This window comes from Natrinema soli (assembly GCF_028618695.1).
On sequence record NZ_JAQIVI010000432.1, the window covers coordinates 1 to 26,626 of the forward strand.

A 26,626-nucleotide genomic window follows, 5' to 3' on the forward strand; every position below is an offset into this window, starting at 1 on the left:
ACCGCTCACTGAGAAGCAGTTTCGTATTACCAGTGCTCAAGAGTCTCGTATCGTGATCAAGTTCACCGATACCGGCGACTCGCAGCCGTTGCAACGCGACCAATTCGAGACTTTAGCCGGCCGAATCACCGACTCTGGGGGCACATTCGACCTCCAACGGCTCCCCCTGGACGCGGAACCGTACGCGGCAGTGCTGAGTCTTCACCCTCGCTATGAGTGCAACGACCGGGCGGGGACGCTCACTGAGACCGACGAGCCAACAACCTCGCAACTCATCACGGGTGTCTCTCCCTCCACTGACGAGCAGGAGCAAGACCGGACGGAACCAGATCTTGACGTCTACGCCGACATGCTGCTCTTAATCGACGCTCTCGAGCGGCATAATCCAGCGGTACTCGACGAGTGGGAGATGCCAGTTCTCATCAATCTCTATACACTACTCTCGGATGTCCAACGGAATGCAGGCGATCTTCGGACAGAAGTCCGTGAAGTCCTTCTTGACCGGCTTCACCACGATTACAGAAACAGCCTGTTCTCGCTGAGCTAAATCACTCGAGTCTCAACTCGCTCCTATACCCGACACCCAGCCCTGAATCCTACAGTTCCGCGCTCGCCGCCCGATCATGATGACTGGCAGGTCTCGACAGTGCCCGTCGAACGACCAACCACGACGGGTCTTCTGTCTGTGCTGTGACCGGCGAGACCGTCTCGCTGTCTGAGCCCCATTTCTACGTGACGCTGATTCGAGAGAGTGAGTATCGATTCGACCTTGCGACGATGGTCGACCAGACGACAAAAGATCTATTGTACCCAATCCATTGCTAACGTACGCAGAAACGAGAGATGAACATCAGCGCTAACGACTGCATGACGGGACACGATCAGGCGTCCGGCCAGCGCTCGATGTAGACTGTTTTGTCGGTATAAAAGTGGATCATATCTTCGCCTTGTGCATGCAGGTCGCCAAAGAATGAGTCTTTGCGGCCACCAAAGTGGAAAAATGCCATTGGGGCTGCAGTTCCGGCGTTCACACCAAGGTTGCCAGCATCTGCTTGATGACGTACCTTTCGAGCGTCAGCACCGCTACCGGTGAAGAGGCTTGCAGCGTTGCCGAAGTCACTCTGATTCATCACGTCGATTGCCGCGTTAATGTCACTAACAGACATCAGCCCAATCACCGGTCCAAATATTTCCTCCTGGGCTATTGTCATCTCTGGGTTGACACCACCGAACAGAGTTGGAGCGAGGAAGTTCCCGTCTTCGTAGTCCTCCACTTTGACGTCACGGCCGTCAAGCAGTAACTCAGCGCCTTCGTCGATCCCACTCTGAATATAATTGCGGACGCGCTCCTCGTGTTCTTGGGTAATGAGTGCACCAATGTCCGTCTTTTCATCGAGACCATATCCGATCTCTTGAGCATTTGCTACCTGAACAACACGATCCACAAATTTGTCATAAATACTCTCTTCGACGAGAACGATATCATTTGCGAGACAACGCTCACCACCGCAGGCGCACGCAGACCCGACTGTTTTCTCTGCAGCAAAGTCCAGATCAGCAGTCTCAGTCACAATAATGTGATTTTTTGCACCTCCCTGTGCCTGCACACGTTTGCCGTTTGCTGCAGCACGTTCGTAGACAGTCTTGGCAACCGGTGTGCTGCCGACGAATGACGCACCTTCAATCCCATCATGATCTAGTAGCGTGTTTACCGTATCGACGCTCCCATGGATAAGCTGGATGACTCCATCTGGGAAACCGGCTGCGTCTATCAGTTCAAATAGCCGCTGAGCGACGACCGGATCCTGCTCGCTGGGTTTCAGGATGAATGCATTTCCTGTCGCGACCGCATATGGAAGATACCACAGCGGGATCATCCCAGGGAAGTTGAATGGTGTGATCGCGGTGAATACACCTAGTGGTTTCCGCACAGCAGTCTCATCGATGTCTGGTGCGGCGTTTGGCAAGTGACCAGCCTGCATCATGCTCGGGATGCCGCAGGCGACTTCGACGTTTTCGATACCACGGCGCAGTTCACCATTTGCTTCTGCGAGTGTCTTTCCGTGTTCCTGGACAAGTACCTGCGCGAGTTCATCTTGATGCTCTTCGAGCAATTGCTTGAACTCGAAAAGAGGCTGAATCCGTTCTTCGACCGGTGTTTCGCTCCATTCTTCAAACGCTTTCTGGCCGGCTTCAACCGCGGCCTCGACATCATTGGTTGAGCTAAATCTAACGTAGGAAATAGCTTCATTCGTTGCAGGGTTGACAACATCTTGGCCATCATCGCCAGAGGGCGTCTGCCAACTGCCGTCAATATAATTTTGTACGTCGTCCCATGGTGGGGTGGTATTGAGTGTCATCCGACATCTGCAACTCTGCACCGCCCCCAATAAGTCTTTCCTACTATTTCCAGTCCCGATGCTACAGAGCAAGATAATATCTACAATATAGCCTAGCTAGCAGGATGATATTCTATAGTTTGGCCTCTGGGCCAAAGATTAATCATACATGAGACAATACATAGCACACAGCAATGTCTAAACAAGATTCCTTCGAGACAGACTCTGATACCGGAGACTTGAATGAAATAGAGCAACTCGACAAAGAGCACGTTTTCGGCACTTGGTCCTATCAAAAGGAAGTGCAACCTACGCAAGTCGTTGATGCCGACGGTGTTCGGTTCACTGACGCGGACGGCAACGACTTCATTGACTTCTCAAGTCAACTGATGTGCTCGAACCTCGGCCACTCCGCCGAAAAAGTTGAAGAAGCAATTGCTGAGCAGGCAAGCAAAGTCGGATACGTTGCTCCAAGCTACACAACAGAAGTACGTGCAAAGCTCGGCCAGAAACTTGCTGAGGTTACACCTGGTGATCTTTCAAAGACGTTCTTTTCGACCAGCGGGACGGAAGCTGTTGAAGCAGCGATCAAGATTGCACGCTTCTATACTGGTAAGCAGAAGATAATCTCCCGATATCGATCATACCATGGTGCTACCTATGGCTCGATTAGTGTCACGGGAGACCCGCGTCGTCTTGAGTCCGAACCTGGTATCCCTGGCACAATCAAAGCTCCAGATCCATACGCGTACGGTTCTACGCTTGACCCAATGGAAAGCCTCGAGTACATCGATGAAATGCTCGAACTCGAAGGTAACACGGTCGCCGCGGTACTCGTTGAACCGATTGTCGGGTCAAACGGGATTCTTGTCCCGCCAGACGAGTACCTCCCACGGCTCAAAGAGATTGCGCACGACCATGGTGCCTTGCTCATCTGTGATGAAGTGATGGCTGGGTTCGGCCGCACAGGCGAATGGTTTGGCTGTGATGTGTTCGATGTTGAACCTGATATTATGACAATGGCAAAGGGACTGACTGGCGCGTACCAGCCACTCGGTGCCACCATTGTTAACTCTGAAATTGCTGAGCATTTCGATGAGAATATGTTCTGTCACGGGCACACGTATGCTGGTCATCCCGTGGCAGTTGCTGCCGGGCTCGCGACGATCGAAACGTATCAAGAGGAAAATCTTATCGAGCGCGCAAATGAGATTGGCAAATACCTCGGTGCACAGATCGATAAACTCGCCGAAAAGCACCCAAGTGTGGGTGAGACACGCGGTGTTGGATTGTTCCGTGGTATCGAACTCACAAAGCACTCTGAGAAGCGTGTGCCGTTTGGCGAGCGCGAAGACAAGATCAATCCTGGCTCAACCGTAGTTGACGAGGTGTCCGCAACCGCCTATGAGTCCGGTACATACGTTGCCAACATGATTAACACGCTCATCATTGCACCTCCGCTCACCATCACTAAGGATGAAATCGACGAAGCGATCAACGCAATTGACGTAGGACTCGATGTGTCTGACAACGCAATGAAGCAGTAGTTGTAGACGAGCGGTCCATTCTCAGCTGTAGTGCTGAAGAGAGACTGTGAGCAACTCTGTGGCTTCGAGCTAACAATACGAGATACACCATCGTTTTCATACTGGCGCTCCTTAACTACGGCAAATGAACGACGCACTCCGAACGGCCCCTGACCTTGATGAAACGGATCTCGCGATTCTTGAACGAGTAGAAGCAGATTTTGATGTGAGCCTCGAAACACTCGCTGAGGAACTTGATGTTTCAAAATCCGCAGTCCACTACCGAGTGAACAAACTCAAAGACAACGGCGTGATCAAAGGGATAACTGCTGATATTGACCCACTCGCATTTGGGCTTGAAATGGTGGCAATCACTGACATCTCTGTCACACATGAGAGTGGGTATTCTGAAGAAATCGGAGAGACGCTAGCCGCACTTGACGGAATTGAACAGGTGTATTATACAATGGGTGATGTTGACTTCGTCGCTATTAGTCGGGTGCAATCACGTGATCAATTGAACGACCTAATTGATCGAATAGTAGCCATTGACGGTGTTAACGAAACGTCATCGCGGTTTGTCATGCAAGAGTTCGAAAACAAGCGAGAGATCACAGCTAATCTAGCCGAGGAAGCGCGCAATAACATCCTTACTCCCTCGAATCAGTAAGTAATTTCTTCAGGGTTGCATATTTGCGGGCTAGAAGTTATAGGAATTTAGGTTGTTCACGAGAGTAAGTGCCGATATTAGTCAAGATACACTCGATGGAAATCGCCGCTGACACCGTCGACAATATATGTTAGAAATGTCCCTGTCGTAGTTTTGCATTCAACAAGATGGAACGGCCGGTATACGCGCTGGTCCTCGACAACGGTCAACTCTGGCGGTGAGCCAACACGGAATTCTTTACGTGCAATCTCAAGCAGATAGTGTCGAGCTGTTCGCTCTGGATCCTCGAGAGTCGGGTCTGGCGGAACGAGCGCGTCTTCATTGACAGTCTGTTCGGTCGTGGCTGGCTGCTGATCAATGAACATCTCCTTATCATTACAGAGATCGATACCGCAGTATACCTGCTCCTCGAACTCATCGAGCAGCGCCTTCGCATGCAGATGGAAGCCAAATACATGGTACGGATAGTAGACGTAGCCATCTGTAGTTGCTTGGATCATCTCCTCATCTGTCTCAAGTAGCGTTTGCTCAGCGTCGGCTGTCGATACAGTTGAATCGAACACCGCTACCGTCTGTCGAGCATGAAATGTGGACATGCTGGTTATAGTTAGTCGTCAGTTGGGTGGCCAGTGGCTACCGATTGGTCTGGCGATTGTGGAACCGTTTTGTTGACGGCGAGATGTTCACCGATGACACGCGCTTCAGGTGCAAGTGAACGAGCAGATTTTTGGACGGTACCAGACGGCGCAGTACCAGATGTGCGCGCACGTCGGACGATCGAGATGGCGTCACCAGTCGGAGGTTCCGTAACAAGTGTCACGACAACAAGCAGGGTAGCTGAGGCGATCAAGCCCGCAAAGAACGGGTGTACTGCAGTCGTGTCCTGAAGATTCTGGGATGTCCAAATAATGTTGGTCGTAGCACCGCCAATCATGCCAGCAAGTGCACCCTGCCAATTAGCACGATCCCAGTAGACACCAGCGACATTCGGAACAAGGAATGCCGTTCCGAGTCCACCGAAAGCAAACACGACGAGCTCAAAGACCCCTGGAGGTTGAATTGCGGCGACGACTACCCCTAAGATTCCAATCACTAGAACAAGTAGCCGCGACCAAACGAACATTTGATCGTCAGTGAGATTATCGCTACCGAACCGTTGGACAATATCACGGGATAGAATTGAGCCAGCCATAATAAGCAGCGAGTCAGCGGTACTCATAACGGCGGCCATTAGTGCCGCAAGGACGACGGCTGCAAGGATGCTGGGTAGTAGTGATGTTGCGAGCTGTGGGATCGCCATTTCGGGATCATTGAGATTCGGGAGCAGGACGATCGCAAGTAACCCAAGGATGTACGGCTGATAGACGAAAAATGTATTATAGAATACGTTCCAGATAGTGGCCTTTTTCGCGGTATCAGGATTATCCATACTGAGATGGCGAACAACAGCATGTGGGAGGCCCATGTATCCGATTGCATAAATTAGGACGGCGCCGACGACAACTCCCCATTCACCAGCGTGCTCAAGGCCTTGGCCCCAGATTGAGAGGTACGTTGGATCTCGGGCCGAAAGTTCGCTGATCAGTGCACCGATACCCCCGACTTCGATGATACCAGCAATAAGGATGATATTGATTCCAACTGCCATCACAATTGCCTGGAAGGCATCAGTCCAAGCAACAGCGAGATAGCCGCCGACAAATGTGTATAGAACAATGATGCCAGCACCAATGAGCAGGCCGTGAAGGAACGGTAGACCACTAATCGACTCGATTGCCTTCCCAGCAGCAATGAATTGGGCGAACACATACGCAGCAAGGAAGATAATCGAGATCGTGGCCCCTGTAATTCGAATACTCGGATGGGGATAGCGATCCTCGAGCCATTCAATTGGTGTGAGCGACCCAAGAGCTTCGGTGATTCTACGGAGGTTTCGTCCGAGAATAGAGAGGTTGACGAGACCACCGCCAAAGTCACCAACAGCGTACCACAGCGCCCAGAGCCCTTGTTGAAAAGCAAGTGCTGGGCCACCCATGAACATAAAGCCGCTCATGGAGGTCGACTGTAACGTTAAGGCAGTTACTCCACTTCCAATTGTTCGACCTCCTAATAGGTAATCGCTGAGATCATCTAGTCTCTGGCTAGCTAGATAACCAAATACGAGCAAGCAGAGCAAGTACACGACAAATGGTATAATGAGCATCCAATTTGTCATATGCTGTCAACCTCCGTGGGATCTTCACGAGCTTTTTTACCGTTTTGGTTCATTCGATAGAGGCTTATCAATGCGACAGCCCACCAGAATGGAATCCATCCAAAGAGGATGAGAATGGTGCTGAGGTCGAGGGCTCCAATGCTCATCCCTCTACCACCCAAGTTGGATTATTTCCCAGTGTAATTGGTTCTTCCTGGACTACGTTGTCAGTATCCACTATCACACCATACATTTTCCCGTGTGGTGTGAAGACATGCCATATATAATAAATCTTACGGCTAGATAGTGATCCTGCACTATCTAGTTATCCAGCTGACCTTTCTTCAATAGGCGCAAACGGTTATTGGCTTGTATAATATACTATCGTGCATGGGTATCTCAAACAAGATAGTTCAAGACACATATCATCTCTATATCGATGGATCATGGGTATCAGCAACTGAAGATAATCATTTTCTTACCATCAACCCAGCAACTGAAGAACCAATTGCAGAGATTGCAGCAGCGCAAGCCACCGATGTCGGCCGTGCAGTAAAAGCCGCAAGCGAGGCATATCCTACATGGCGTGACACACCTCCAGATGAGCGAGGGCGTATCGTCTATGAAATTTGTCAGCTTATTCGAGATAATCAGGATGAATTGGCAACCTTGGAAAGCTTAGATCAGGGGAAGCCACTCTCTCAAGCAAAGAGCGACATAGAGAGTGCGGCTCGATATTTCGAGTATTATGCAGGTGCTGCAGATAAACTCGAGGGGACAAGTGTACCAGTTGGCCCGGAGCAGGTCGATTTCACCGTACGAGAACCCTATGGTGTCAGTGCACAGATCACGCCCTGGAATTTCCCTGCTAATCTTTTTGCTCGTGGTGTTGCACCGGCGCTTGTCGCTGGCAATACGACAGTTATCAAGCCCGCTGAACAGACCCCACTCTCGACGCTCCGACTCACCGAGATCTGTGCAGAGTCGGGTATTCAAGATGGAGTCATCAACGTGGTCACCGGATTTGGAGAACCGGCTGGATCGGCGCTCGTTTCACACCCCGATGTGGATACCATCACGTTTACTGGGAGTGTTCCAACCGGTCAAGCTATTATGAAACAGGCCGCGGATAACGTGACTCCTGTGACTCTGGAACTCGGTGGTAAGAATCCAGCTATTGTGTTTCCTGATGCAGACCTTGACCAAGCTGCAAACTGGATTACTCGAGCGATTTTCACGAACGCTGGGCAAGTATGTTCAGCGGCTGATCGGGTTATTGTTCATGAGAACATTCATAATGAGCTTGTCAACCGACTCACTCGCCGCGCTAAGAATTACGACATCGGATCAGGTGATCAGGATCCAGATATGGGTCCGCTTGCCTCCAAAGCACAGCTTGAGAAAGTCATGCAATACATCAATCTTGGTCTCGAGGAGGGGGCAACACTTGCAACTGGAGGACACAAACTCGATCGGCAGGGATACTTCGTCGAACCAACTGTGTTCACAGATGTCAAAAACAACATGAGAATCGCTCAAGAGGAGATTTTTGGCCCCGTACTCACAGTAATTCCATTTAGTGACGAAGCGGAGGCACTTGAAATTGCGAACAACGTGGAGTACGGACTGGTCAGTGGTGTCTTTACCGGCGACATTAAGCGTGCCCATCAGTTCGCTCAGCGCCTCCAAACTGGTAATGTTTATATCAACAAGTGGTTTGGTGATACGAATCAGACTCCATTCGGCGGCTACAAGAAAAGCGGTATCGGACGCGAAAAGGGTCTCGACGCATTCGAATCATATCTACAGACGAAAAATGTCGCAATAAATCTCGGAGATAACGACGAATTTGATCTTCCCGGAGCGTGATATCCTAACACGGAATCTCTAAGAGGGTAAATTTCCCTCTGACAGTTGGGATATGAGTCACCATGGCGTGAATAAATTCCTTGATAAAGAGGATATCTACAAGTATATTTCTAGCATTCCTCTTTGAGCTCGAATATTGTCCGATACTTTGATAGACTGGTATGACAACTAGTGACTATGACGTTAGATAATAAAACAGCAATCATCACTGGTGCAGGATCCGGGATGGGCAGAGCGACAGCAAGCCTATTCGCAGAGCGTGGCGCCAATGTTGCCGTTGTTGATCTCAATGGCGATGCTGCTACTGAGGCTGTTTCGAATATTGAAGCTACAGTAACTGATGCTGATGCTATCGCAATAACTGCGGATGTCTCTAATTCGGACGAAGTTGCCTCGTTTATCCAGCGGACCGTCAAGGAGTTTGGGAGTATCGATGTGCTCCATAATAATGCTGGTATCCCTCAAGAGTCGACACCAGTCGAAAACGTAACTGAACAGACATGGAACCGTATTCAGGATGTGAACTTGAAGAGTGCGTTCCTCGGTGCTAAGCATGCGGTTCCATATATGCGCGAACAGGGTGGAGGAGTAATTCTCAACACGGCATCTACGGCCGGTATTCGTCCTCGGACAGGTCTTTCAGCATACGCTGTCTCCAAGGGCGGGATGATTACACTTACAAAACAGCTAGCACACGAACTCGCTGAAGACGGAATTAGAGTCAACGCTATCTGTCCGGTCGCCACTGATACTGACATGCTTCCAGAGTTTACGGGCGATAATTTGAGTGTGAATGCGATGGCTGAGACGATTCCATTAGGTCGGCTAGCTGAACCTAGTGATATCGCTAGTGCAGCAGCTTTTCTCGCTAGTGAGGAGGCATCAATGGTGACTGGATCAGTACTTGAGGTCGATGGAGGGAGGGACATCTAACATGGTCACTAAACAAGACATCTATGATGCTGTAGACGACCGCGAGGACGACATCGTAGAGTTTGTTCAGCAATTTCTCGCGATCGAAACGGAAAACCCACCTGGACGAAACTATCGAAAAGGTGCGGAGTTTCTCACTAGCGAACTGATCGACCGGGGTTATGATGTTGAAACGATTCCTGTCCCCAAGAAAACTGTTGAGAAACATTATCCTGAACGGGCTGATCACGAGCGCGTCAATGTGCTTGGACAGAAGACAGGTAAACTCTTGGGGCCAGATATTCACTTTACGGGCCATTTTGATGTAGTTCCTGCCGGAGAAGATTGGAAATATGACCCCTATGATCCTGTCGTTGAGAACGGCCGTATCCATGGACGAGGTGCCAGTGATATGAAGTCAGGTATCGCAGCTAGTCTCTTCGCCATCGATGCGCTCGAAGCCACTGGCGTTGATCTTCGTGGATCGATCACACAGAGCATGACTATCGACGAAGAAACGGGCGGATTCACTGGACTTGGATACCTTGTTGACGAGGGATACGTTTCCTCGGAAAATACCGACTACTGTGTCTACACAGAGTGTTTTGATTCCTCTAGGATTTGTCTCGGCCATCGAGGCGTCCTAAAATTTCACATTACTGCTCATGGTGAAAAGGCACACGGCTGCATGGCCCATGATGGTGCAAATGCCATCAAGGCAATGAGTGATCTTCTCGAACGGGTCGATACATACGAGGACGAGCTTCATACCCGGACAACTGATCTCCCAGTCACACCGCCAGAATCACGCCAGGCAGATATCTCAACAACGATGATAGATGCTGGCTACTCCGAAAATGTTGTTCCTGATCGCTGTCAGGCAACGTTCTATCGCGTACTTGTTCCTGGAGAAACTATTGAGAGTGCCCGCGAAGAGATACGTGACCTTATGGATGAGTCGGAGTCCGCGACAGGCCATACATTCGACTACGATGAAATCATGTTCGCTGAACCCGCGAGCGTTCCGGTGGACTGCACGATCAGTCGAACGTATACCGAGAATATCCTCGAATTCTACGATGAGACCGATCCTGTAGTTTCGCCCGGCTCTGACGATCAACGGTTCGTCGTCAATGATGCAGGTATTGAGGAGTGCATCGTTTACGGTCCTGGACTGCTCGAACAGGCTCACGTTGTCGACGAGTTCGTACCGATCGACGAGATCGTAACCGCAACGAAGGTGATGGCTGCATCGACAGCCGATCTAATTGGCCTCACTGAATAAGATTCTGTACGCATCACCTCTGACCTCTCCTCGAAAGCTCGTCTCTTACTACTCTGTTACGTCGTTTGCGAGCTCGAGTGCTGCGTTCGCTAGGACGGTTGCCGCCTTGTAGCAGTCGTCCCAGCTGGTGAATTCATCCGGTGAGTGGCTTTTGCCGTTCTCGCTCACAGCAAATACCATAGCGGTATCACAGACCGACGTAAGGTGGGTCGCATCGTGGCCTGCACCGCTAACTAATTCGAGGGATTGGTAGTTGCATTGGTTGACTGCCCGTTGAACGGCATTGACGGGGCGATCTGGGAAGGAAATAGCCGGCGCACGCATCCGTTCTTCGGTCTCGTAGTTTACTCCTTCTCGTTCGGCTGCATGCTTAGCCTCTGTGAGAACCCGCTGGTACGCCTGTTCGACGACTTCATCGTTAGGATCGCGAAAACCCCATGTTACCGTCACTTCACCGGGAATGACGTTAATGGAGTTCGGCTCGGCATTTATGTAGCCGGCAGTCCCGACCGTCTGTTCGCCGAGTGAACCTGGGATACGTCGAATTGAGGTAATTAGATCGGCGGCAGCCACGAGGGCGTCACTGCGGTGGTGCATTGGCGTTGGCCCAGAATGATCCGCTTCGCCGTGGAAGGTAACGGCTCCCCATGTGAAACCGACAATACCAGTGACAACTCCTACATCCACATCAGCCTCAATAAGCTTCGGTCCCTGCTCGATGTGAAGCTCGAGATAGGCATCGTATTCAGTGCCTGGTTCTGCTGGTACATCTCCTCGATATCCAATATTGTCGAGCGCTTCACCGAACGCGACGCCGTTATCGTCGGTCTTCGTACGCTCGGTCTCGATATCGTGAGCGCCAGTCCAAACGCCACTGCCTTGCATTGCCGGCTGGAAGCGCGATCCTTCCTCATTTGTCCAGTTTACGATCTCGATGGGGCGGGTTGTCTCAATATTTTTGTCATCCAACGTACGGATAAACTCCAGAGCCGCGATCACTCCAAGCACTCCATCGTAAATTCCGCCGTTCGGTTGTGAGTCTAGGTGCGAGCCCAATAACACCGGTGCGGCATCGGGATCACTTCCTTCGCGTCGACCGAAGATATTGCCGAACTCGTCGATACGGACCGATAGATCAGCCGCTCGAAGTTGGTCGCGAAACCAATCTCGAATTTCGCGATCGGCCTCGGTAAGCGCGAGTCGGTGCAGACCGCCGTCCTCAGTAGCGCCGTACGTCGCTTGTTCCTCCATCGTCGCGATGAGACGATCGCGATCAAGGCGGAGCGTCATGCTGCACCTCCTAATTGATAAGTATTGTATGTAGTTTCACAGGGAGGACCGTATGTCGCACACAGCGTGCGTTCTGTGAGATCGATAATCACGCTGGTATCGGTCTGTGTACGTTTCTGTGGATGTTTATTTTTGTCAATATGGCGACAAAAGCTAGCGGGGCGACCGAAGTGATCGCTGAGTGCCGATTTGATGGTTGCAGGGTCGATGTCCCCGGAGTGCTGTTCGAGCGCCTGTCGGAGTCGACGTGCTCGGTACAGTGTATCCGGTAGTTGACGCTCCATGCAGCTCTCGAAGCCGTTATTGGCAAAGTGATTCGCATGGGTATGGACTCCGTTTCGTGGATACACGTATCCGGGTCCATTAGGTGACGCCTCGACATCGATTATCTCACCGTCGGCATGGCCAAGAACGAAGTTTGATGAGCAGGCATGCAGTGACGCGACGAGCGGTTTGAGTGCGGTATCGAACCGTTCTGCCTCGAGTACTTCCCGACAGCGAACGTGAAACGGTTTTCTAAAGGGATCATCACCGTCATTAGGTGAGACAAGGCCGTTTACGACGAGCCCGATCCCGTGTTCGTTGATTCCCATCTTTCCGCCGACAATCCCGGCCTCGGTCACTGCGAGATGGTTCGGCACGTTATCTCGATGGACTTCCGTAACGATGAGCGTGTTAGCGATAGGTTCAGCCCAGTCCCAGTTCTGCCCGACGTATGTGTGATGATCAGCGGTCACCTCTGGCAGGAGCCCGAAGCTGGTACAGCCGTCTACACCAAGGCTCCCATCTGAGTAGGCAGCGTAGAGCACCTCGTACCGAACGTTCAGGAGCGCGATCTCTATCACACTAATACCACTACCCTCAGCAATGCCGCGCAGTTCCTCGGCGTACTCGGGATTCCACTCCTGAATACGCGGGAGAAGATCGGAAGCTTGCTCACGTGTTGTCTGCTTATCTACGCCATGATAAGCAAATTTGTCAAGATACACCGAGATGTTTTGTTGGATTTCATCAACGAATGTTTCACCATGAATTACACCGCATTCGTATGCCGTTCCTGAAAGGGTGACATGTGTAAGCCCGGTCATATTTCAATCAGTTAATCCCCTGCCATTGCTCCACCCTTTGGTTCGGTACCTGAGAGAAGGAAGTGGCCGATGAGAAGCACAAGCGTTGCTGCACTAACCCCAATGAAGGTTGACGGAACGCCGAACAGACCACCGGAAAGTTCGGTCCCGACGCCAAGGACCGCCCCGGTGAGGATGGATAGGAGAATAGCACGTCCGCTCAAACCAATCCAGTAGAGGCCTGCATAAACTGGAATGAGGAACGCGCTGGTCAGCAGGACTGCTCGGAAGTTATAAAGATCGATGATAGTTCCTGGTGGGTTGACTGCTGCGGCAGTTGCTGTGAGACCAAAGATGATGGTTGCTATCCGTGAGACGCGGAGTTGAGAGTCGTCACCGGCGTTCGGCCGAAAGTAGCTATAAATATCGTGTGCAGTAGTGATACCGGTCGAATGCAGACGTGTGTCCGTTGTCGAAAGGATAGCACTCATGACCGAGAGGATGATGATAACACCAACACTAGCTGGGACGTAATCGGTGATCAGCGTGGGGAACGCTGCGTCCTGTGTCTGGATAGCTAATCCGTTTAACTCGAGCGCGACTGTCGTAGCACCGCCGAGGATGACAAGTGCCGAATAGAATACCGCCAGAATGACGCCAGCTGCAGCGAGATGAAGTTTTGCTGTCTTGACGTCTTTTGTTGCAGCAATACGCACGATGTTATTTTGCTCGGTGAAGATTGTCCCGAAGAAAGCTACAATCGTCGCGATGATACCAATGGTAGTATACGCTCCTTCACTCGTGGGATGAACGTACGAGGAGTCGAGCGTAGCAAACTGCTGATTAATGGCAGTGAATCCTCCGAGGTCAAACATCATATACCCGAGCGAGAGCAAAACTGCACCAACCATGAGCGTTCCTTGTAGAAAGTCGGTCCATGTGACGCTGACGAGTCCACCAAGAACAGTGTAAACGATGAACACAATTCCGATAACCCATACCATGTATTCATAGGGTACGCCAGTGATCGTCGTGACCAAAAGACTCGCGCCGACAAGTTGCATAACTAGGTAAAGCCACCCATTACCGAGTAACACTGTACCTGCGATAGGCCGGGCAATTTCATAGCCTGTTACACTGGCAATGATGTCTGGGAAAGTCAATAAGTCTAGGTTCCGCACCCGATCAACTGCGAAGTAGAGAGCACTCGTCCCAAGCATCAACCCAAAGATGGTGTGAGTCATCAATGAGTACCCCTCTCCGTAAACTGCACCGATGAATCCGATGACACTGACTGCGCTCACGAAATTTGCGACGAATGACCAAGTGGCTAGCCAGGGACCCATATTCTGGCCGAATGCCCAAAAATCTATGACATCTGTCGTCTTTGTGTATCCCCAAATACCGATAGCAAGCACGATCAGGAGGTACACAATGAACGTTCCGAGATAAAATGGATTAACTTCTGTCATCGGCTTGACCTCCATCAGTCCTACGCTCTTTTACAGGACTATCGTTCTCTGTAGTACGATTCTTTGCAGTTTCATTTATTGGCCTGCCAAGTATCACATGGACGACTACATAATGAAGCGCTCCTATACTCCCTGCGAGAAGTGTTGCAAGGAACACTAAAAACATCGACTGGGGCATGCCAAATACTGTCATGTGTGTATCTGCCTATCACATTGTCATAACTCCTTGTAAATGTACTGGTATTTTTAACACACAATATTATGAAAAATAGATCTGAACGGAAAATATTCTACTATATCTCCTCGACATGATATTATATTAAGCGAAATAGGTTGTTTTACGAGCGACGTTCTAATGGGGCCACTAGTCTATATCGTTGTTGAGTACTTCACGCGCTACATTGAGGAGTACATTAAGGCCGTCACTCGCAGCTGACAGGTCGATACACTCATCGTAAGTATGGGCCTGTGAAAGGTCGCCTGGACCCCAGGTGATGGCTTCAATATCAGCGTCATTAATGAAATTACGGACATCAGTCGATGCAGTGACCCCCCATGGATCGGTTGATACACCTGAAATTTCGGATGAATGATGCCTAAATATCTCTGCCAAAGAGCTGTCTACGTCAATAGCAGCTGATTCGTATGTTCGGGTACGCTCCCACGATACTTCGATATCATGATCGGCAGCGACCTGATCAAGTAGATCATCTATCTCTGCGTCAATATCCACAATATTTTCCTCAGGAAGGAAGCGTCGATCAATCGTAATTGTGGCTTCTTCAGGTACTACGTTTTCCTTTGTTCCTGCCTTTATCATTGTCACCGTAGCGTACGCTTGACCAACGAGATCATCCTCACGGGTCCGCACCTTCTCATCGTAGTTAGCAAGCGCATTGAGAACAGGTTGTGCATGCTGGATAGCGTTCGTGCCTTGATCAGGGCGGCTTGCATGCGAAGGATCACCTGAGACGGTGATTTCGTACCAAGCTAACCCTTTCTCGCTTGTCGCAGTTCGCATCTCAGTTGGTTCAAGTACGACGCCGTAGTCTCCATCATAGCCTTCTTCCAGTAGAGTCTTTGTTCCAGGCTCCGCGGTCTCCTCACCAATAGCAGCATGGAAGACAATGGATCCTGGTAGTTCATCCGTCTGAACTTCGTCTGCGAGTTCCGCAGTTGCCAGCATTGATATCGCGATTCCTGCCTTCATGTCAACACTACCTCGGCCGTATATCCTCTCATCTTTCACTTCGGCGCCATAGGGATCAAAGGCCCACTCGTCAGTGTTTCCCGCAGGCACTACGTCAATGTGACCGTTTAGAACAAGCGTCGGATCGCCTTCTCCGACACGGGCGCCGACTTGCGGTCGGTCTGGATATGGTTCTTCCACAAGTTCTGCATCAATCCCATGCTCGTCGAACCACTGGGCAATATACTCTGCGCATTCCTTTTCGTTGCCAGGTGGGTTTTCTGTTTCAATCTGTACCAAATCGCTGATAAGCGCGCTTAGCTTAGTAGTGCTCTTCGTGTGCGACATACACCCACATACTCTTACACCCCTGAAAAAGTGTTTTTATTTTATTTGATATTATACAAACAACGTAAAGAAAATCGACTCCTATACAGCAGAATAGGGCCTACTATAGGAACAGATTCAGATGGGACGGGATACACTGAATTTCAGTGATACCTAACCTTCAAAGAGCCTATTAGATTTTTTCGTGGCCTACCGTCAGTACAAAGTCAAGTTTTGTTCGATATCAATCTCGTTGCTCAGTTCACTGTGGCATCTGAGTCTCTGCTATGATCAAGTGTTTACAAAACAGCTAATCGATATCTAAGTGGATGGACGGCGTTCTCTGATACTTGCTCGCGAGTTCTCTCGGGGGACCCACTCGAGTACAGATCGTCCGAGCGCTCGACGAGTAGCCGCGGAACGCCAACCAGTTCGCGACCAAACTCGACATGGATTACACGATGATCCGCCATCACCTCAACGTGCTGGGACAGTAACGTCCTCAGGACGGCCGATGGTGATTACGGTACTCTGTATTTGTTCTCCGGCCAAGTGGCAGCGAACTGGAGTATAGACGAAGAGATACTCGAGACGGCGACGACGCACAATCTCGAGCGGTGAAACGCCGAGAGCTCGTACATCCTCTCCGACGGCGAGGATGGCGTGAATGTCTATCTCGATGGCGAATACCTCTCGAGCACCGCCACATCGAAAGCAAGCAGGCGGTGACAGTTCGCGACAACTGGCCCGACAAACGTGCGTCCGTTGCGATTCACGTCGAGTACGGCGACGACCCCGCCCCGATCGAGTTCGAGGCCGACGGGAGCGATGGCCCAATGGTCAAATTCCACGTCGATATGAACCACTCGAAGTAGGCGAACTACCTCGGGACCGCCGTCGAGAAACGGATGGCCGAGAAGTGTCGCTTCGATCTCGAGCGGGCGAGCTGGCACAACGCGAGATTCGGGAACGGAACGCCCGTCGAGATTAAGTCGACGATGCACGAGTACGCCGACGGCCAGCCAGGGAATTTTAAGGTCTACCGGGAATAGCACGAGAAAGTTCGACGTAACGACGGCTGGTACTGCTTCGTCGTCTACTGGCCGCATGGACGGTCGGGCTGTCCGATCCTCAAAGACAGGATGGTCCACTCCTGTGATCTTCCACTGCTCCGGTGGCACAGCGGCGGCGATCACCGCGGGCTGAGCAGGCGAAGATCGCGATCGGCGATATTTTCTGAGCGATTCGCTCAAGCGATGACGAGTGTTTCGACGAGTGGCTCCCTGCTCATGAGGAGGATGACATTGTTAGTTGCACAGACGGCGTACACGAGAACAGCACCGACAGCGAACAGTGCATCATATGGTTTCGAGAGATAGTGTCCGATCATGACGACCACGGCGGCGTAGATACTTCCTGCGAGAACGACACCGGGCAATCCGATTAGCTCATAGAAATGGGTCGTGATCGGATTAAGTTCGGTGGCGTACGGAACAAGAAAGAGGAACACTGTAGCGACGAGATCGACCAGCCAGAACAAACCAAACGAGAGACGTATCGGCGGGTTTGCCGGACGGTTCAACGCTATCCCGCGGGTTACTGTTGGTTCCATACTTCAATTGGAATCATGTCGCTCGTTAGTTTTAGGTGTGCCGAAACAAGGCGTGTTAGAGTCTACTACAGTCGAATTCTAAATGTAATCAGTTCAGAGTGACTATTTCATTCGTGATTCGTCGCTACCTGCGAAGAATTCTGACGCGAGGTCACAACTCTTCCTTCGTCGTAACTGAGACAGAACTCTCGAGGTCGAAGCTGACGGCTCGAGTGCTCAGCGTCTCGGCGATTTCCCGGCGCTGCTCGCGAGTGAGCTCGTCGTGCTCGAGGACACGCCGAGCTGCGGACGGATCCAGGTGGCTATCTCACCGGCATCAAGATACTCTTTCACTTTCTTACAGTCCTGATGCCAGAGGTCCCACGTGAGTTGGACGACCGTCTGAACGTAGTAGGTCGACCTGTCGGTGAGTGCAGTCCCGTTTCGACTTAGAAATGAGCTGAAATATATGTATATACTAGTACATATAGATATTACACAAGTTGATGACGATTGCAGTCAGGTCAGTGAGTGTGGTTCGACAGAAACTCCTGACAGCGGTCATGGTCGTAGCACTCGTTGCAACAGGGATGACGGCCTCGGCGGGAGCGGTCACGGGTCCGTCGGTCGAGACGACGACCTCGATCAGCGAGTCAACGACGGTGACGGTGACGAACGTCGTCGACGGCGACACAATCGACATCGAATACCAGAACGGGTCGACCGATACTGTTCGACTGCTAGGTGTTGACACACCGGAAACGTACGGGTCGGTCTCGCCCGGCGAATTCGAGGGTGTGCCGGACACGCAGGCGGGCCGTGAGTGCCTGCAAGCCGCGGGTGAGAACGCGAGTGCGTACGCGACTGACCAACTCGCTGGCCAAACGGTTACGCTGCAGTTCGACAGCCAGGCGGACCGACGCGGTGACTACGGCCGTCTGCTCGCGTACGTACAGGTCGACGGTTCGAACTTCAACTACGATCTCGTGGAGCGGGGCCACGCCCGAGTCTACGACAGTACGTTCTCCCAGAGCGATTCGTTCTACAGCGCCGAATCGGCGGCTCAGTCCGCCGAGCGAAACGCCTGGTCGTGTCGGACGCCGAACGACGACGGTTCTGGCGATGACGGGTCGTCGGGTGGGGACGGAAGTGCGCTTACTATCGATTGGGTCAACGCGGAAGCAAGTTCCCTCAACGACGAGCGTGTGAAGATCACCAACACCGGCAGTAGTTCGGTCGACCTCGACGGGTTCACACTCGCCGACGAGGCGGGTCATAGCCACACGTTTGCGGAGTTCACGCTCGGCGCCGGTGACTCGGTATACATCCACACTGGTAGTGGGACCAACGACGACGACGACCGCTACATGGGCTACGGGACCGAAATCTGGAACGACGATGGTGATACGGCGACGGTGCAGACGGCAGCCGGGACGACCGTCGACCAATTCGCGTACTAAAGCGAGCGTGGCAGCTCATTTTTCAGACGTCTCGGCGCCGGGTCAGGTGGTGGCGACCGCACTCGATAACGAGTGGTGAAACCGCTCGACGCGCTCGCGGTTGCTGTCTCCGAAAACCTTCGATTTTCGGGATGATGAGTGAGATTTGCTCTCTCGAACCACCCGGGATATCCGCGCTCGGACACCCACACCGCACTCGCGTGGACAGTGGTCCACGCAGGTGACCATGCGAACGCGAGCGTGCCTCGCCCTTTCAGTCCGCCAGGAGGGCGGCTGGGACTTCGAGCCCACTCTTGTCACAGTTGACGCAGCGATGAATCCCGTCCTCGGCGGTGACCCGAGACGGGCCTGCCGCGTAGTATTCGTAGGGGTAAGTGTACTCCTGGAGGTCGGTCGTGTGGCGGACCTCAGGGAGGTACACGGGCTCGATCAACTGGACCAAGATGTCCGAGCGGTTCGGCTCACACGTCTTGTTGTAGGTGACGTTGTTGTCGCCGGTGTAGGTGACCGTTATCGTGTGGTGCTGCTGGAGGCGGTCGACGGCCCACTCCTTGTACCCCGTCTGGGTCTGCCCGAACCGGTGTTTCTTGACGTCGTCGAACGTCTCCCTGAACCGTTCGAATCAGAACCGACGGCGACTACGCATACCGACGAGACGCGATCGAACGTGCAGCTGACTGCTATGACTACAACAAGACGAAAGCAGTGGTGAGTGCCTGCGATGACGTTCCGAAGTTCATCCAGGCTTCCCGCCAAGTCCTTGAGCGCAACGACCTCACGCTCGAGCAGCGCCGAGAGATCGCCGAGACGCTCCCGTCTCGAGCAGTGGATTTCGAAGTCAAATCCGAGATCGTCGTTGACACCGATTAGAAAATACAGTCGATCGGGAACTTCGCCTGCTCGGTCCCGCAGTGATCGCCAACGCCGTCGAGCACACGAACCTCATCCGTCGAACAGCGCTCGCGAGGACTACAAATTGGCCTACTTGGTCTCGGAGGGCTACTATCCGGGCGACAGGGTCCATGAAATCGATCTGAGCGATATCCCGCCGGAACTCCGACAGAGCGCGATGATTTAAGCCCAGGTCCAACTCACAAAGCGCGGGCTGATGATCAACAGCGTGGGCTTCGAGGCGGCGACGTTGCACGTCGTGACAACCGACTGGTTGCTCGAGCGCCTGCCGGGGATGGGGACCGAGTATCGATGAGTAGCCAAATCCCGATGGCCGCTACGTCAATTTCTACTGCCCCGGATGCCAAGCCCACGCGGACGACATCGAAATCGTGTTCGACCGCGAGAACTGGTCAGTCCTTCGCGATCCGTACTGTCTGAGTTCGCTGAACGCGGCGATTGACGCCGACCAGCCCGTACAGGCGCACCGCCCACCAATCGGGAAGTTCGACGACTGACTTTTTCAGATCGACGACTAACTGAGCCATTTTCACTTCGAACAAGGGGTGTCTCGAAAAACTCACGAACTGCGAGCCGGCGCTACATTCATACATGTGCTTGTGAAATTCACACACGGCACCCATAGCCATCTGTAACGGACATCTGCTCATGAGATGGGTGGTGATGCCCCATCGCTGTCCCTTCGGTCCAGGTCAAAATGTATACTGAGACGAAAAGTGGCGAGCCCGGCGGACGTAACCAGGCCGGACTCGCAGTGACTGGGGTGGGTTGGGTGGGTGTGTCGCGCCTGTGGCACAACGCGACAGTTGGACCAAGTATGGAGGTCGTTATCAATCTCTCCCCGATTCCCACCTTTCACTCGAAATGTGGTGTGTCAAAAGACCCGCGAGCGCACGCAGTAGAAGACACTCGCCCGCGGATACTGCGGTTGGATGAGTCGCGTACTGGGAACGCGACAGGTGACTCGAGGGCCATGGGCCTGTTGAGTCCGTTGCCAACAGAAATTGGTTTGTGTGTTGCTTGTCACCACAATGGCTATCAAGCGCTAGCCGAAAGCCACCGCTGGCCGTCGCGTCTGCCGGTCGCTCGGAGGTTGCACTGTTCCCCTGCGAGACCGACCATCACGGTGGCAGCTGTTTCCGTACACAACGTCTTTCCTTTCCGCTCCCGTAGTCATGCTGACTTTGGTCGGCTGCTAAATACCAGATTCAACTAGGGCGGCTCTGTTACCTGTGATTCCTCAACCCCCTTGAATAGCGACGCCACCTGCCATAGCGAAGTTGACTGGCTTGCCTACACTGGCTAACTCAGGTGATTAAGCTCCCTTAGTCAACTTAACTGAGTCACCTAAGTCAACTGAGCTGCCTAAGTTAACTGGACCAATCAAGTTAGTTGACTCCAGTGGAAATAAGTAGGATTAGGTGAATGTATAGGTTGCCCACCGAGACAGTCGATCGGTTCCCGAAACCGGCGCTGCGACGGGCGGAATCACACAATGGCAGCGAATACTACACCACGAGCGGTTTGTTTCCCTATGCTCAAAGGGGGATTCGGAAAGAGCACGTTTGCAAGCACCCTCGGCGGGATTCTCGGCGATTTCCGAGACCATAGTGTACTCGTCGTTGACTTAGATCCGGCCGGACACCTCTCGACCGGTCTTGGCTACTACACGCGAGAGAATGACAGTGCAACCGATCTGGCTGACGTGTTACTTGAGGGCGAGCCACTCGAGGCAATCGTGAAAAATCCCGGCCACGGCTTCGATTTCATCCCGGCGCTCAATCTCGATACGATCTCCGACGAACTCTCGAAAGACTCGGTCCTTGCATCGGACCTCAAGATGAAACAAGAACTCGTCGATAAACACCTCGGTGAGCAGTACGACTACATGCTGTTCGACGTACCGGGGACTCGGAAGAAACTCACGAACAACGCGGTTATTGCAGCACCGAATGCGATTCTTCCGCTTATGCCAAAACCAGAGGCGATGAACGGGCTCCGGGAGACTGCGATTCGGCTTGTCGAACCGATTCGGCAGCAGCTCGGCGAGTTCAATATACTGGCGACGGTGCCGAACGACCTCTCCGCTCGGATTGACCACCAAACCACGGATCGGAAGCTACTCGAGTCGATGAATACGCAGGAAAGCTTTGCGAGCTTCCTGCTGGCCGGTAACGACGGCGTCGACCCACAACAGGGGACGCTTTCGAATGGACACGACCTCGAGACGGTTCTCAACGATCATATCCCACCGTTTGCACGGATCCGCTCCGACGAGTGGGCGGCGATCGACGCGGGCGAGGTTTCCCCGCCGAAGCCACCGATCCGACACACGGGAGCGATCGGCGACGCCTACGAGGAGCGGAAACCACTCACGGCTCACGACCCGGAAAACCCACAACTCGAGCACTTCGGCGTGGTTGCGGATATCATCGAAACCGGAGGGATCAACCAATGACGAACTTCGATCTTGGTGACCCAGCCCCCGATGCTGACGATGAACCTGCGGACGAACCAGACGACGAATCAACCCCCGACGAGCCGTCGACGAGCAACCAGGACACGGACGATCCGTTGCCGTCTGACTCAAACTCGAGCTCAGAACCAGACCGCGACCCAACCGAGACGGGTCCGTCGTTTCCTTACAGCGAAGTCCGACAGAGTCCCTTGTACGCGCGCGAGGAGACATGGACTGAGTTCGAGGACCAACTTGATTTCGAAGTCACACCTAAGCTTCGAAAAATGGGGATTCGAGATGACGAACTCCGCGAAATCCACGATATCGTCTTAGAAATCGCACTCGACAATCTGGAAGAGATTCCGGAACGGCTCGCGGAGAAGCGTCGGTAACTGGAACGGTTTTCACCCACTGAGTCACGCCCGAAGTGATATCCCACGAGACATGGAGGCCCCACACGGCCGGTTATGGCGGCCGGCCGAAAAGGGACACCAGAGAACCTCGATGCTCGCGTCTTCCCCTTTTGCTAATGGACCCATAGCCCTCGAGTCTCAACTCTCTCCTCTGCCCGATACCCTGCCCCGAACCCAACAGTTTCGCGGTCGCTCGCCGTCCGATCGCGACGACTGGCAGGTCTCGACAGTGGCCCGCCGAACGACCAAGCACGACGGGTCAGCCGTCTGTGCCGTCACCGGCGAGACCGTCCCACTGACCGAGACGCATTTCTACGTGACGCTTCGGCGGGAGACATCGTCATCGACCCATCATGATGAGTACGGTCACCTGTTCGTCGCCGACGGCGCGCTTGGCAAGCTGGACGAGTGGCTCGAGGGCGGGAGTAAACAGTTTGTGTAAACCACCCTCTATATTTACATACCAGCCTGTGATAATCACCCACACAATGAACTGTGAATGGGGCTCACACACTTGTATAAAACGACCAACTAGGCAGTTCAATATCCAGCATAAGGATACTGGAAACCAGAATACGCATTATTTCTGTGAGTCGCATGCCTTGCTAGGACTCTCGGAATTTAAAGCCAACAAGTCGGTTCGAGTATTGTCGGCCGATGAACGCGAATTGGCAAGTATAGACGAAGTATAACCTCTTCTGACCCGGTCCCTTGGTTTCGTATCGGCATTCTAGTAGGCATCAGACGCCGATATTCGGTGGAATGGTCTATAGGGGAAGAGACGGATATTTTGTATAGCGTTATTCAATTTAAATACTTTCCCAGCACCCGTATTATCCCTATATCTGTACGCTCATAGTCTGTAACTGATATTCTATCAACCCCAACAGTACACAGTACATTAGACCAATAATGTACGGTATTATTTTCAGGGTCCGCGCCCTCTGGTAAGCCGAGTCGATGCAAAACAACAATTCCGGACCTTCAACAGAGGGAAAACCCCTCGAGACAGCCAAAGACGAGTTCGTAGACGAACGCGACGGCAACTACGCATCGAACCTCGAGTACGTCCTCGGAAAATGGATCGACTGGACGCCCGATCGCGTGGAAACGCTCGACGACGTCAAACCGATCACGATGCGCCACTACGCGACGTATCTGAAACGCCGCTCGAAGCCTGACGATGGGATTAGTGAATCGACAGCTCGTACGTATTACAACTACGTCTCGGCGCTGTTGACACGGTCTGTTGAAGTTGGCGACCTCGCGGAGAACCCTGCTGAAAAACGGGAAGCGAAGAAACCACTCCCGACGACAACGACCAACAGTGGCGACCAACAGTTCTGGAAACCGGAACAGCGCCGAGCGATCATCGAGCACGTCGACGAACGCGCTCGCACGGCGATCGACGCCGACGGCACCGGTGCGTTCGAGGAGGTGCGCGACCGGGCGTTGGTCTGTGTCCTCGCGTACACGGGCGTTCGTGGTGCTGAGGTGCTGGCCGATTCACGTGTGAAACGCCGCAACGGACTTCGGTGGTCCGATCTCGACCTCGAGAATGGGATTCTCACAGTCTTCGGGAAGAGCCAAAACAGAGAGGAGACCGCACTCCCCGAACAGGCGGTCGAACCACTCCGGCGACTCGAGACGTTACTCGACTCGCCGGCCGACGGGTGGCCCGTATTCCCCTCGAGGCATCCGCCGTCGTTGTACGCGGCGATCGACGACGCCGGACACGACAAACCGGACGGCGACCCCTGGGGTTACGTCCTCGAGACCGGTATCGAACCGCCGTCAATCAGCACCTCCGGCGCTCGCACGCTGTTGAAGCGTCTTTCGGACGAGGCCGACGTACCAGGGCTCGACGAAGACGAGTATCTCACGCTGCACGGAGCACGCCGCGGCGTCGGCGAAAAGCTCTATCGTGAGCGCGGGGCCGCCGCCGCGCAACGAACGTTGCGCCACGCCGATCCACAGACGACGAGTGAAATGTACTCGCACATCGAAGCGAGCAAGCTGGCCGAGGATAATACGGAAGTGTTCGACGGGGAGTGAAAAGTACGGCCTACGAGCCGATCATTGAGCTATTCTTCGGACCTTCGATTGAAGCTTTGTCTTCGAGATAGCACCCCGATCAGCTTTTGCATGGCATCCTGGGCAGAGGACAATGAGATTCGAGGGTTCGTTTGGACCGCCCTCACTCCGAGGCGTGATATGGTGGACTTCTGGTTGATCGGTACGGTTGTTGCACCATTCACATTGTTGGCCAGCTCGTTCAAAGTAGAGTTCGTCTTTCAAGGACTGCGGAGTTGGCGGTGTTTTCTCGGGTCCGTTGGACGACTGAGAATCCTTCTTCTGCACCTTCGAATCGTCTTCGATAGTGGAGAGAAACTTGATTGCCGCACTGACACCATCGCGTTGGGCAAGGACGAGGACCCAACCTATGATCGCGATTCCTGACACCAGCATCGTGATGCCGATGAGAAGCGAGATTGAATCCAGTGCAAGACCGGATGAAAACACGACTATCCCTCCTGCAATGAGTAACACCAGCGATATGCCGCCGGGTGGAAGGTCTCCGATGCCACTTTCACCATCGGAAACTCCATCGCCAGGGAACTCAAGTTCGATTCCACCATCTGAATTACCGAATCCTCCAAGTCCACCCATCGGGGATGGATTTCCAGATGACGCGAATTGCTCGAGGAGGTCCACGGCATCTTGGAAAGAGTCAACCTCGTGTACAGGAGCTGTGATATCGAACCGTTCGTCGTATATTCCGGGGTCGTAATCGGAAGTGACAACCTTGGCTTCGAGAGCGTTATCGAAAGTAATCGCGTATACTCCATTCTCCAGTTTTTCGAGTCGCCAATCTCCGTCTCGTCTGACTACACCCATATGAATCAACAATTCGTCTAAGACGAAATATATATTTGGGCAGGAGTATCGCAACTTCGATGATCGCTATCCCATGACTGTCTTACTCCGAAAGGTCTTGGTTACGTACTTCTCACTGAACCCGCTCAAGCACAGCCCCGGCCGTTTCCTCCCCAACCCCGTACACGCCTTCCAACCGCCCTCTATCACTCTCCCGCAACCCATCCAACGAATCGTACTCGCGGGCGATCGCCTTCCCTGTCACCGGCCCGACGCCGTTCACGTCTTCGACCACGCCGAATCCGCTCGAACTCGTCGTCGACGGCCTCGCCGAGTCGGGCTCGAGTTCGGGCTCGTCGATCTGACCCTCGGCGTACAGGCGTTTGGCCTCGGTGACGGGGTCTTCGGGGGGTGGAGAGGCGGTCGTGGGCGTAGTAGGCGAGTGTCCCGACAGTGACGACGGCATAGAAGGCGGTTTCGAGGGTCTCGAGCATGGTTACTCAGCCGCCCGATACCGATCGATCCGCATCTTATTCTCCGCGTAGGACCGACTCGAGTCGTAGATCGGATCATCGGGCAACGCGGCCTCGCCGTCGGGGACCGTCGCGACGGGCAACTCGGTCGCGGCGAGTACGTCCCGAACCATCGATTCCCACTCGCCGATCGCCGACTCGTCGTCCATCATGCCGCGGAGGCGCTCGAAGGCGTCGGCGGCCTCCGCATACGCCTCGTTGAACTCCTCGAGCCACTGGTCGACGTCGTCGACGCCGGCCTC

The 26,626-nt window shown here is 53.0% G+C and carries 26 protein-coding genes and 4 pseudogenes; 14 read left to right on the forward strand and 16 right to left on the reverse strand.

What is annotated here, in order from left to right; translation table 11 throughout:
- A pseudogene (locus PGX04_RS23160) lies at positions 1–517 on the forward strand (DUF7983 family protein); the annotation flags it as partial.
- 364 nt (positions 518–881) lie between these two features.
- Here PGX04_RS23160 and PGX04_RS23165 read toward each other — a convergent pair.
- Positions 882–2,360: a CoA-acylating methylmalonate-semialdehyde dehydrogenase gene (locus PGX04_RS23165; RefSeq protein ID WP_273740670.1), complete on the reverse strand. Its 1,479-nt coding sequence runs from the start codon at positions 2,358–2,360 to the stop codon at positions 882–884.
- A 173-nt stretch (positions 2,361–2,533) separates the two neighbouring features.
- Here PGX04_RS23165 and PGX04_RS23170 point away from each other — a divergent pair, with 173 nt between their 5' ends.
- A complete protein-coding gene (locus PGX04_RS23170; RefSeq protein WP_273740671.1) occupies positions 2,534–3,886 on the forward strand; it encodes an aminotransferase family protein in 1,353 nt (450 codons plus the stop codon).
- A 124-nt stretch (positions 3,887–4,010) separates the two neighbouring features.
- Positions 4,011–4,535 (forward strand): Lrp/AsnC family transcriptional regulator, encoded by a 525-nt coding sequence (locus PGX04_RS23175; RefSeq protein ID WP_273740672.1) that lies wholly within the window; start codon positions 4,011–4,013, stop codon positions 4,533–4,535.
- Positions 4,536–4,612: 77 nt separating this feature from the next.
- Here PGX04_RS23175 and PGX04_RS23180 read toward each other — a convergent pair whose 3' ends face one another.
- The 3 genes from PGX04_RS23180 to PGX04_RS23190 are packed head-to-tail and all read right to left on the reverse strand — an operon-like array spanning position 4,613 to position 6,896.
- Positions 4,613–5,098, reverse strand: coding sequence for a hypothetical protein (locus PGX04_RS23180; protein WP_273740673.1), 486 nt, complete (start codon positions 5,096–5,098; stop codon positions 4,613–4,615).
- Between the two features lie 44 nt (positions 5,099–5,142).
- Positions 5,143–6,750: a sodium/proline symporter gene (locus PGX04_RS23185; protein WP_273740674.1), complete on the reverse strand. Its 1,608-nt coding sequence runs from the start codon at positions 6,748–6,750 to the stop codon at positions 5,143–5,145.
- Positions 6,747–6,896 (reverse strand): hypothetical protein, encoded by a 150-nt coding sequence (locus tag PGX04_RS23190; protein WP_273740675.1) that lies wholly within the window; start codon positions 6,894–6,896, stop codon positions 6,747–6,749. The genes PGX04_RS23185 and PGX04_RS23190 overlap by 4 nt, the downstream gene beginning before the upstream one ends.
- 223 nt (positions 6,897–7,119) lie before the next feature.
- Here PGX04_RS23190 and PGX04_RS23195 point away from each other — a divergent pair, with 223 nt between their 5' ends.
- The 3 genes from PGX04_RS23195 to PGX04_RS23205 all read left to right on the forward strand — a co-directional run bounded on the left by PGX04_RS23195 (position 7,120) and on the right by PGX04_RS23205 (position 10,795).
- Positions 7,120–8,598 carry an aldehyde dehydrogenase family protein gene (locus tag PGX04_RS23195; RefSeq protein ID WP_273740676.1) on the forward strand — a complete coding sequence of 493 codons (1,479 nt, stop codon included), beginning with the start codon at positions 7,120–7,122 and terminating at the stop codon, positions 8,596–8,598.
- Between the two features lie 177 nt (positions 8,599–8,775).
- Positions 8,776–9,531, forward strand: coding sequence for an SDR family oxidoreductase (locus PGX04_RS23200; RefSeq protein WP_273740677.1), 756 nt, complete (start codon positions 8,776–8,778; stop codon positions 9,529–9,531).
- Position 9,532: 1 nt separating this feature from the next.
- On the forward strand, positions 9,533–10,795 hold the full coding sequence (locus tag PGX04_RS23205) for an ArgE/DapE family deacylase (protein ID WP_273740678.1): 1,263 nt from the start codon (positions 9,533–9,535) through the stop codon (positions 10,793–10,795).
- 48 nt (positions 10,796–10,843) lie between these two features.
- Here PGX04_RS23205 and PGX04_RS23210 read toward each other — a convergent pair whose 3' ends face one another.
- The 5 genes from PGX04_RS23210 to PGX04_RS23230 form a co-directional block, all read right to left on the reverse strand.
- Positions 10,844–12,085, reverse strand: a complete 1,242-nt coding sequence (locus tag PGX04_RS23210; protein WP_273740679.1) for a Zn-dependent hydrolase — start codon at positions 12,083–12,085, stop codon at positions 10,844–10,846.
- A complete protein-coding gene (locus tag PGX04_RS23215) occupies positions 12,082–13,173 on the reverse strand; it encodes a C45 family autoproteolytic acyltransferase/hydrolase (protein WP_273740680.1) in 1,092 nt (363 codons plus the stop codon). Before PGX04_RS23215 ends, PGX04_RS23210 begins: the two co-directional genes overlap by 4 nt.
- 11 nt (positions 13,174–13,184) lie before the next feature.
- Positions 13,185–14,624, reverse strand: a complete 1,440-nt coding sequence (locus PGX04_RS23220) for a sodium:solute symporter family protein (RefSeq protein WP_273740681.1) — start codon at positions 14,622–14,624, stop codon at positions 13,185–13,187.
- The gene (locus PGX04_RS23225) at positions 14,611–14,817 is read right to left on the reverse strand and encodes a hypothetical protein (RefSeq protein WP_273740682.1); all 207 of its coding nucleotides are present in this window, start codon (positions 14,815–14,817) and stop codon (positions 14,611–14,613) included. The genes PGX04_RS23220 and PGX04_RS23225 overlap by 14 nt, the downstream gene beginning before the upstream one ends.
- 171 nt (positions 14,818–14,988) lie before the next feature.
- Positions 14,989–16,161, reverse strand: coding sequence for a M20 family metallopeptidase (locus tag PGX04_RS23230; protein WP_273740683.1), 1,173 nt, complete (start codon positions 16,159–16,161; stop codon positions 14,989–14,991).
- A 704-nt stretch (positions 16,162–16,865) separates the two neighbouring features.
- Between PGX04_RS23230 and PGX04_RS23235 the strand changes: the two genes are divergently transcribed.
- Together PGX04_RS23235 and PGX04_RS23240 are read left to right on the forward strand one after the other, a co-directional pair.
- Complete coding sequence (locus PGX04_RS23235) at positions 16,866–17,015, forward strand: hypothetical protein (protein ID WP_273740684.1); 150 nt, start codon at positions 16,866–16,868, stop codon at positions 17,013–17,015.
- 33 nt (positions 17,016–17,048) lie between these two features.
- Positions 17,049–17,380 (forward strand): annotated as a pseudogene (locus tag PGX04_RS23240) (PD-(D/E)XK family putative nuclease).
- Between the two features lie 9 nt (positions 17,381–17,389).
- Here the strand turns inward: PGX04_RS23240 and PGX04_RS23245 are convergent.
- Both PGX04_RS23245 and PGX04_RS35070 read right to left on the reverse strand, forming a co-directional pair.
- On the reverse strand, positions 17,390–17,752 hold the full coding sequence (locus PGX04_RS23245; RefSeq protein ID WP_273740685.1) for a hypothetical protein: 363 nt from the start codon (positions 17,750–17,752) through the stop codon (positions 17,390–17,392).
- A gap of 216 nt (positions 17,753–17,968) precedes the next feature.
- Entirely contained in the window at positions 17,969–18,085 is a 117-nt protein-coding gene (locus PGX04_RS35070; RefSeq protein ID WP_465263837.1) for a hypothetical protein, read from the reverse strand.
- A gap of 179 nt (positions 18,086–18,264) precedes the next feature.
- On the opposite strand from PGX04_RS35070, the gene PGX04_RS23250 reads away from it, so the two are divergent.
- Positions 18,265–19,191, forward strand: coding sequence for a lamin tail domain-containing protein (locus tag PGX04_RS23250; RefSeq protein WP_273740686.1), 927 nt, complete (start codon positions 18,265–18,267; stop codon positions 19,189–19,191).
- A gap of 280 nt (positions 19,192–19,471) precedes the next feature.
- On the opposite strand, the pseudogene PGX04_RS23255 reads toward PGX04_RS23250, so the two are convergent.
- Positions 19,472–19,807: pseudogene (locus PGX04_RS23255) on the reverse strand (restriction endonuclease); the annotation flags it as partial.
- Between the two features lie 5 nt (positions 19,808–19,812).
- Between PGX04_RS23255 and PGX04_RS23260 the strand changes: the two are divergent.
- Positions 19,813–20,061, forward strand: a complete 249-nt coding sequence (locus PGX04_RS23260; RefSeq protein WP_273740694.1) for a DUF7692 domain-containing protein — start codon at positions 19,813–19,815, stop codon at positions 20,059–20,061.
- Between the two features lie 434 nt (positions 20,062–20,495).
- Here the strand turns inward: PGX04_RS23260 and PGX04_RS23265 are convergent, their stop codons facing one another.
- On the reverse strand, positions 20,496–20,630 hold the full coding sequence (locus PGX04_RS23265) for a hypothetical protein (RefSeq protein WP_273740687.1): 135 nt from the start codon (positions 20,628–20,630) through the stop codon (positions 20,496–20,498).
- Positions 20,631–21,637: 1,007 nt separating this feature from the next.
- Between PGX04_RS23265 and PGX04_RS23270 the strand changes: the two genes are divergently transcribed.
- From PGX04_RS23270 to PGX04_RS23285, 4 genes are all read left to right on the forward strand, one after another.
- Complete coding sequence (locus PGX04_RS23270) at positions 21,638–22,561, forward strand: ParA family protein (RefSeq protein ID WP_465263838.1); 924 nt, start codon at positions 21,638–21,640, stop codon at positions 22,559–22,561.
- Positions 22,558–22,953 carry a DUF7970 domain-containing protein gene (locus PGX04_RS23275; RefSeq protein WP_273740689.1) on the forward strand — a complete coding sequence of 132 codons (396 nt, stop codon included), beginning with the start codon at positions 22,558–22,560 and terminating at the stop codon, positions 22,951–22,953. Before PGX04_RS23270 ends, PGX04_RS23275 begins: the two co-directional genes overlap by 4 nt.
- A gap of 250 nt (positions 22,954–23,203) precedes the next feature.
- Complete coding sequence (locus PGX04_RS23280) at positions 23,204–23,416, forward strand: hypothetical protein (protein ID WP_273740690.1); 213 nt, start codon at positions 23,204–23,206, stop codon at positions 23,414–23,416.
- Positions 23,417–23,934: 518 nt separating this feature from the next.
- Complete coding sequence (locus tag PGX04_RS23285; protein ID WP_273740691.1) at positions 23,935–25,029, forward strand: tyrosine-type recombinase/integrase; 1,095 nt, start codon at positions 23,935–23,937, stop codon at positions 25,027–25,029.
- Between the two features lie 21 nt (positions 25,030–25,050).
- Here PGX04_RS23285 and PGX04_RS23290 read toward each other — a convergent pair whose 3' ends face one another.
- From PGX04_RS23290 to PGX04_RS23300, 3 genes and pseudogenes are all read right to left on the reverse strand, one after another.
- Positions 25,051–25,872 carry an HNH endonuclease gene (locus PGX04_RS23290; RefSeq protein ID WP_273740692.1) on the reverse strand — a complete coding sequence of 274 codons (822 nt, stop codon included), beginning with the start codon at positions 25,870–25,872 and terminating at the stop codon, positions 25,051–25,053.
- A gap of 112 nt (positions 25,873–25,984) precedes the next feature.
- Positions 25,985–26,317, reverse strand: a complete 333-nt coding sequence (locus tag PGX04_RS23295; protein WP_273740693.1) for a helix-hairpin-helix domain-containing protein — start codon at positions 26,315–26,317, stop codon at positions 25,985–25,987.
- 30 nt (positions 26,318–26,347) lie between these two features.
- Positions 26,348–26,626: pseudogene (locus PGX04_RS23300) on the reverse strand (hypothetical protein); the annotation flags it as partial.

Excerpts from the sequence above, each read along its gene's own strand:
- PGX04_RS23165 (WP_273740670.1), bottom strand. The coding sequence starts at position 2,360 with ATGACACTCAATACCACCCCACCATGGGACGACGTACAAAATTATATT.
- PGX04_RS23195 (WP_273740676.1), top strand. The coding sequence starts at position 7,120 with ATGGGTATCTCAAACAAGATAGTTCAAGACACATATCATCTCTATATC.
- PGX04_RS23190 (WP_273740675.1), bottom strand. The coding sequence starts at position 6,896 with ATGAGCATTGGAGCCCTCGACCTCAGCACCATTCTCATCCTCTTTGGA.
- PGX04_RS23220 (WP_273740681.1), bottom strand. The coding sequence starts at position 14,624 with ATGACAGAAGTTAATCCATTTTATCTCGGAACGTTCATTGTGTACCTC.
- PGX04_RS23295 (WP_273740693.1), bottom strand. The coding sequence starts at position 26,317 with ATGCCGTCGTCACTGTCGGGACACTCGCCTACTACGCCCACGACCGCC.
- PGX04_RS23185 (WP_273740674.1), bottom strand. The coding sequence starts at position 6,750 with ATGACAAATTGGATGCTCATTATACCATTTGTCGTGTACTTGCTCTGC.
- PGX04_RS23170 (WP_273740671.1), top strand. The coding sequence starts at position 2,534 with ATGTCTAAACAAGATTCCTTCGAGACAGACTCTGATACCGGAGACTTG.
- PGX04_RS23205 (WP_273740678.1), top strand. The coding sequence starts at position 9,533 with ATGGTCACTAAACAAGACATCTATGATGCTGTAGACGACCGCGAGGAC.
- PGX04_RS23245 (WP_273740685.1), bottom strand. The coding sequence starts at position 17,752 with ATGGAACCAACAGTAACCCGCGGGATAGCGTTGAACCGTCCGGCAAAC.
- PGX04_RS23210 (WP_273740679.1), bottom strand. The coding sequence starts at position 12,085 with ATGACGCTCCGCCTTGATCGCGATCGTCTCATCGCGACGATGGAGGAA.
- PGX04_RS23285 (WP_273740691.1), top strand. The coding sequence starts at position 23,935 with ATGCAAAACAACAATTCCGGACCTTCAACAGAGGGAAAACCCCTCGAG.
- PGX04_RS23225 (WP_273740682.1), bottom strand. The coding sequence starts at position 14,817 with ATGACAGTATTTGGCATGCCCCAGTCGATGTTTTTAGTGTTCCTTGCA.
- PGX04_RS23290 (WP_273740692.1), bottom strand. The coding sequence starts at position 25,872 with ATGGGTGTAGTCAGACGAGACGGAGATTGGCGACTCGAAAAACTGGAG.
- PGX04_RS23215 (WP_273740680.1), bottom strand. The coding sequence starts at position 13,173 with ATGACCGGGCTTACACATGTCACCCTTTCAGGAACGGCATACGAATGC.
- PGX04_RS23230 (WP_273740683.1), bottom strand. The coding sequence starts at position 16,161 with ATGTCGCACACGAAGAGCACTACTAAGCTAAGCGCGCTTATCAGCGAT.
- PGX04_RS23265 (WP_273740687.1), bottom strand. The coding sequence starts at position 20,630 with ATGGCTCAGTTAGTCGTCGATCTGAAAAAGTCAGTCGTCGAACTTCCC.
- PGX04_RS23270 (WP_465263838.1), top strand. The coding sequence starts at position 21,638 with ATGCTCAAAGGGGGATTCGGAAAGAGCACGTTTGCAAGCACCCTCGGC.
- PGX04_RS23175 (WP_273740672.1), top strand. The coding sequence starts at position 4,011 with ATGAACGACGCACTCCGAACGGCCCCTGACCTTGATGAAACGGATCTC.
- PGX04_RS23275 (WP_273740689.1), top strand. The coding sequence starts at position 22,558 with ATGACGAACTTCGATCTTGGTGACCCAGCCCCCGATGCTGACGATGAA.
- PGX04_RS23200 (WP_273740677.1), top strand. The coding sequence starts at position 8,776 with ATGACGTTAGATAATAAAACAGCAATCATCACTGGTGCAGGATCCGGG.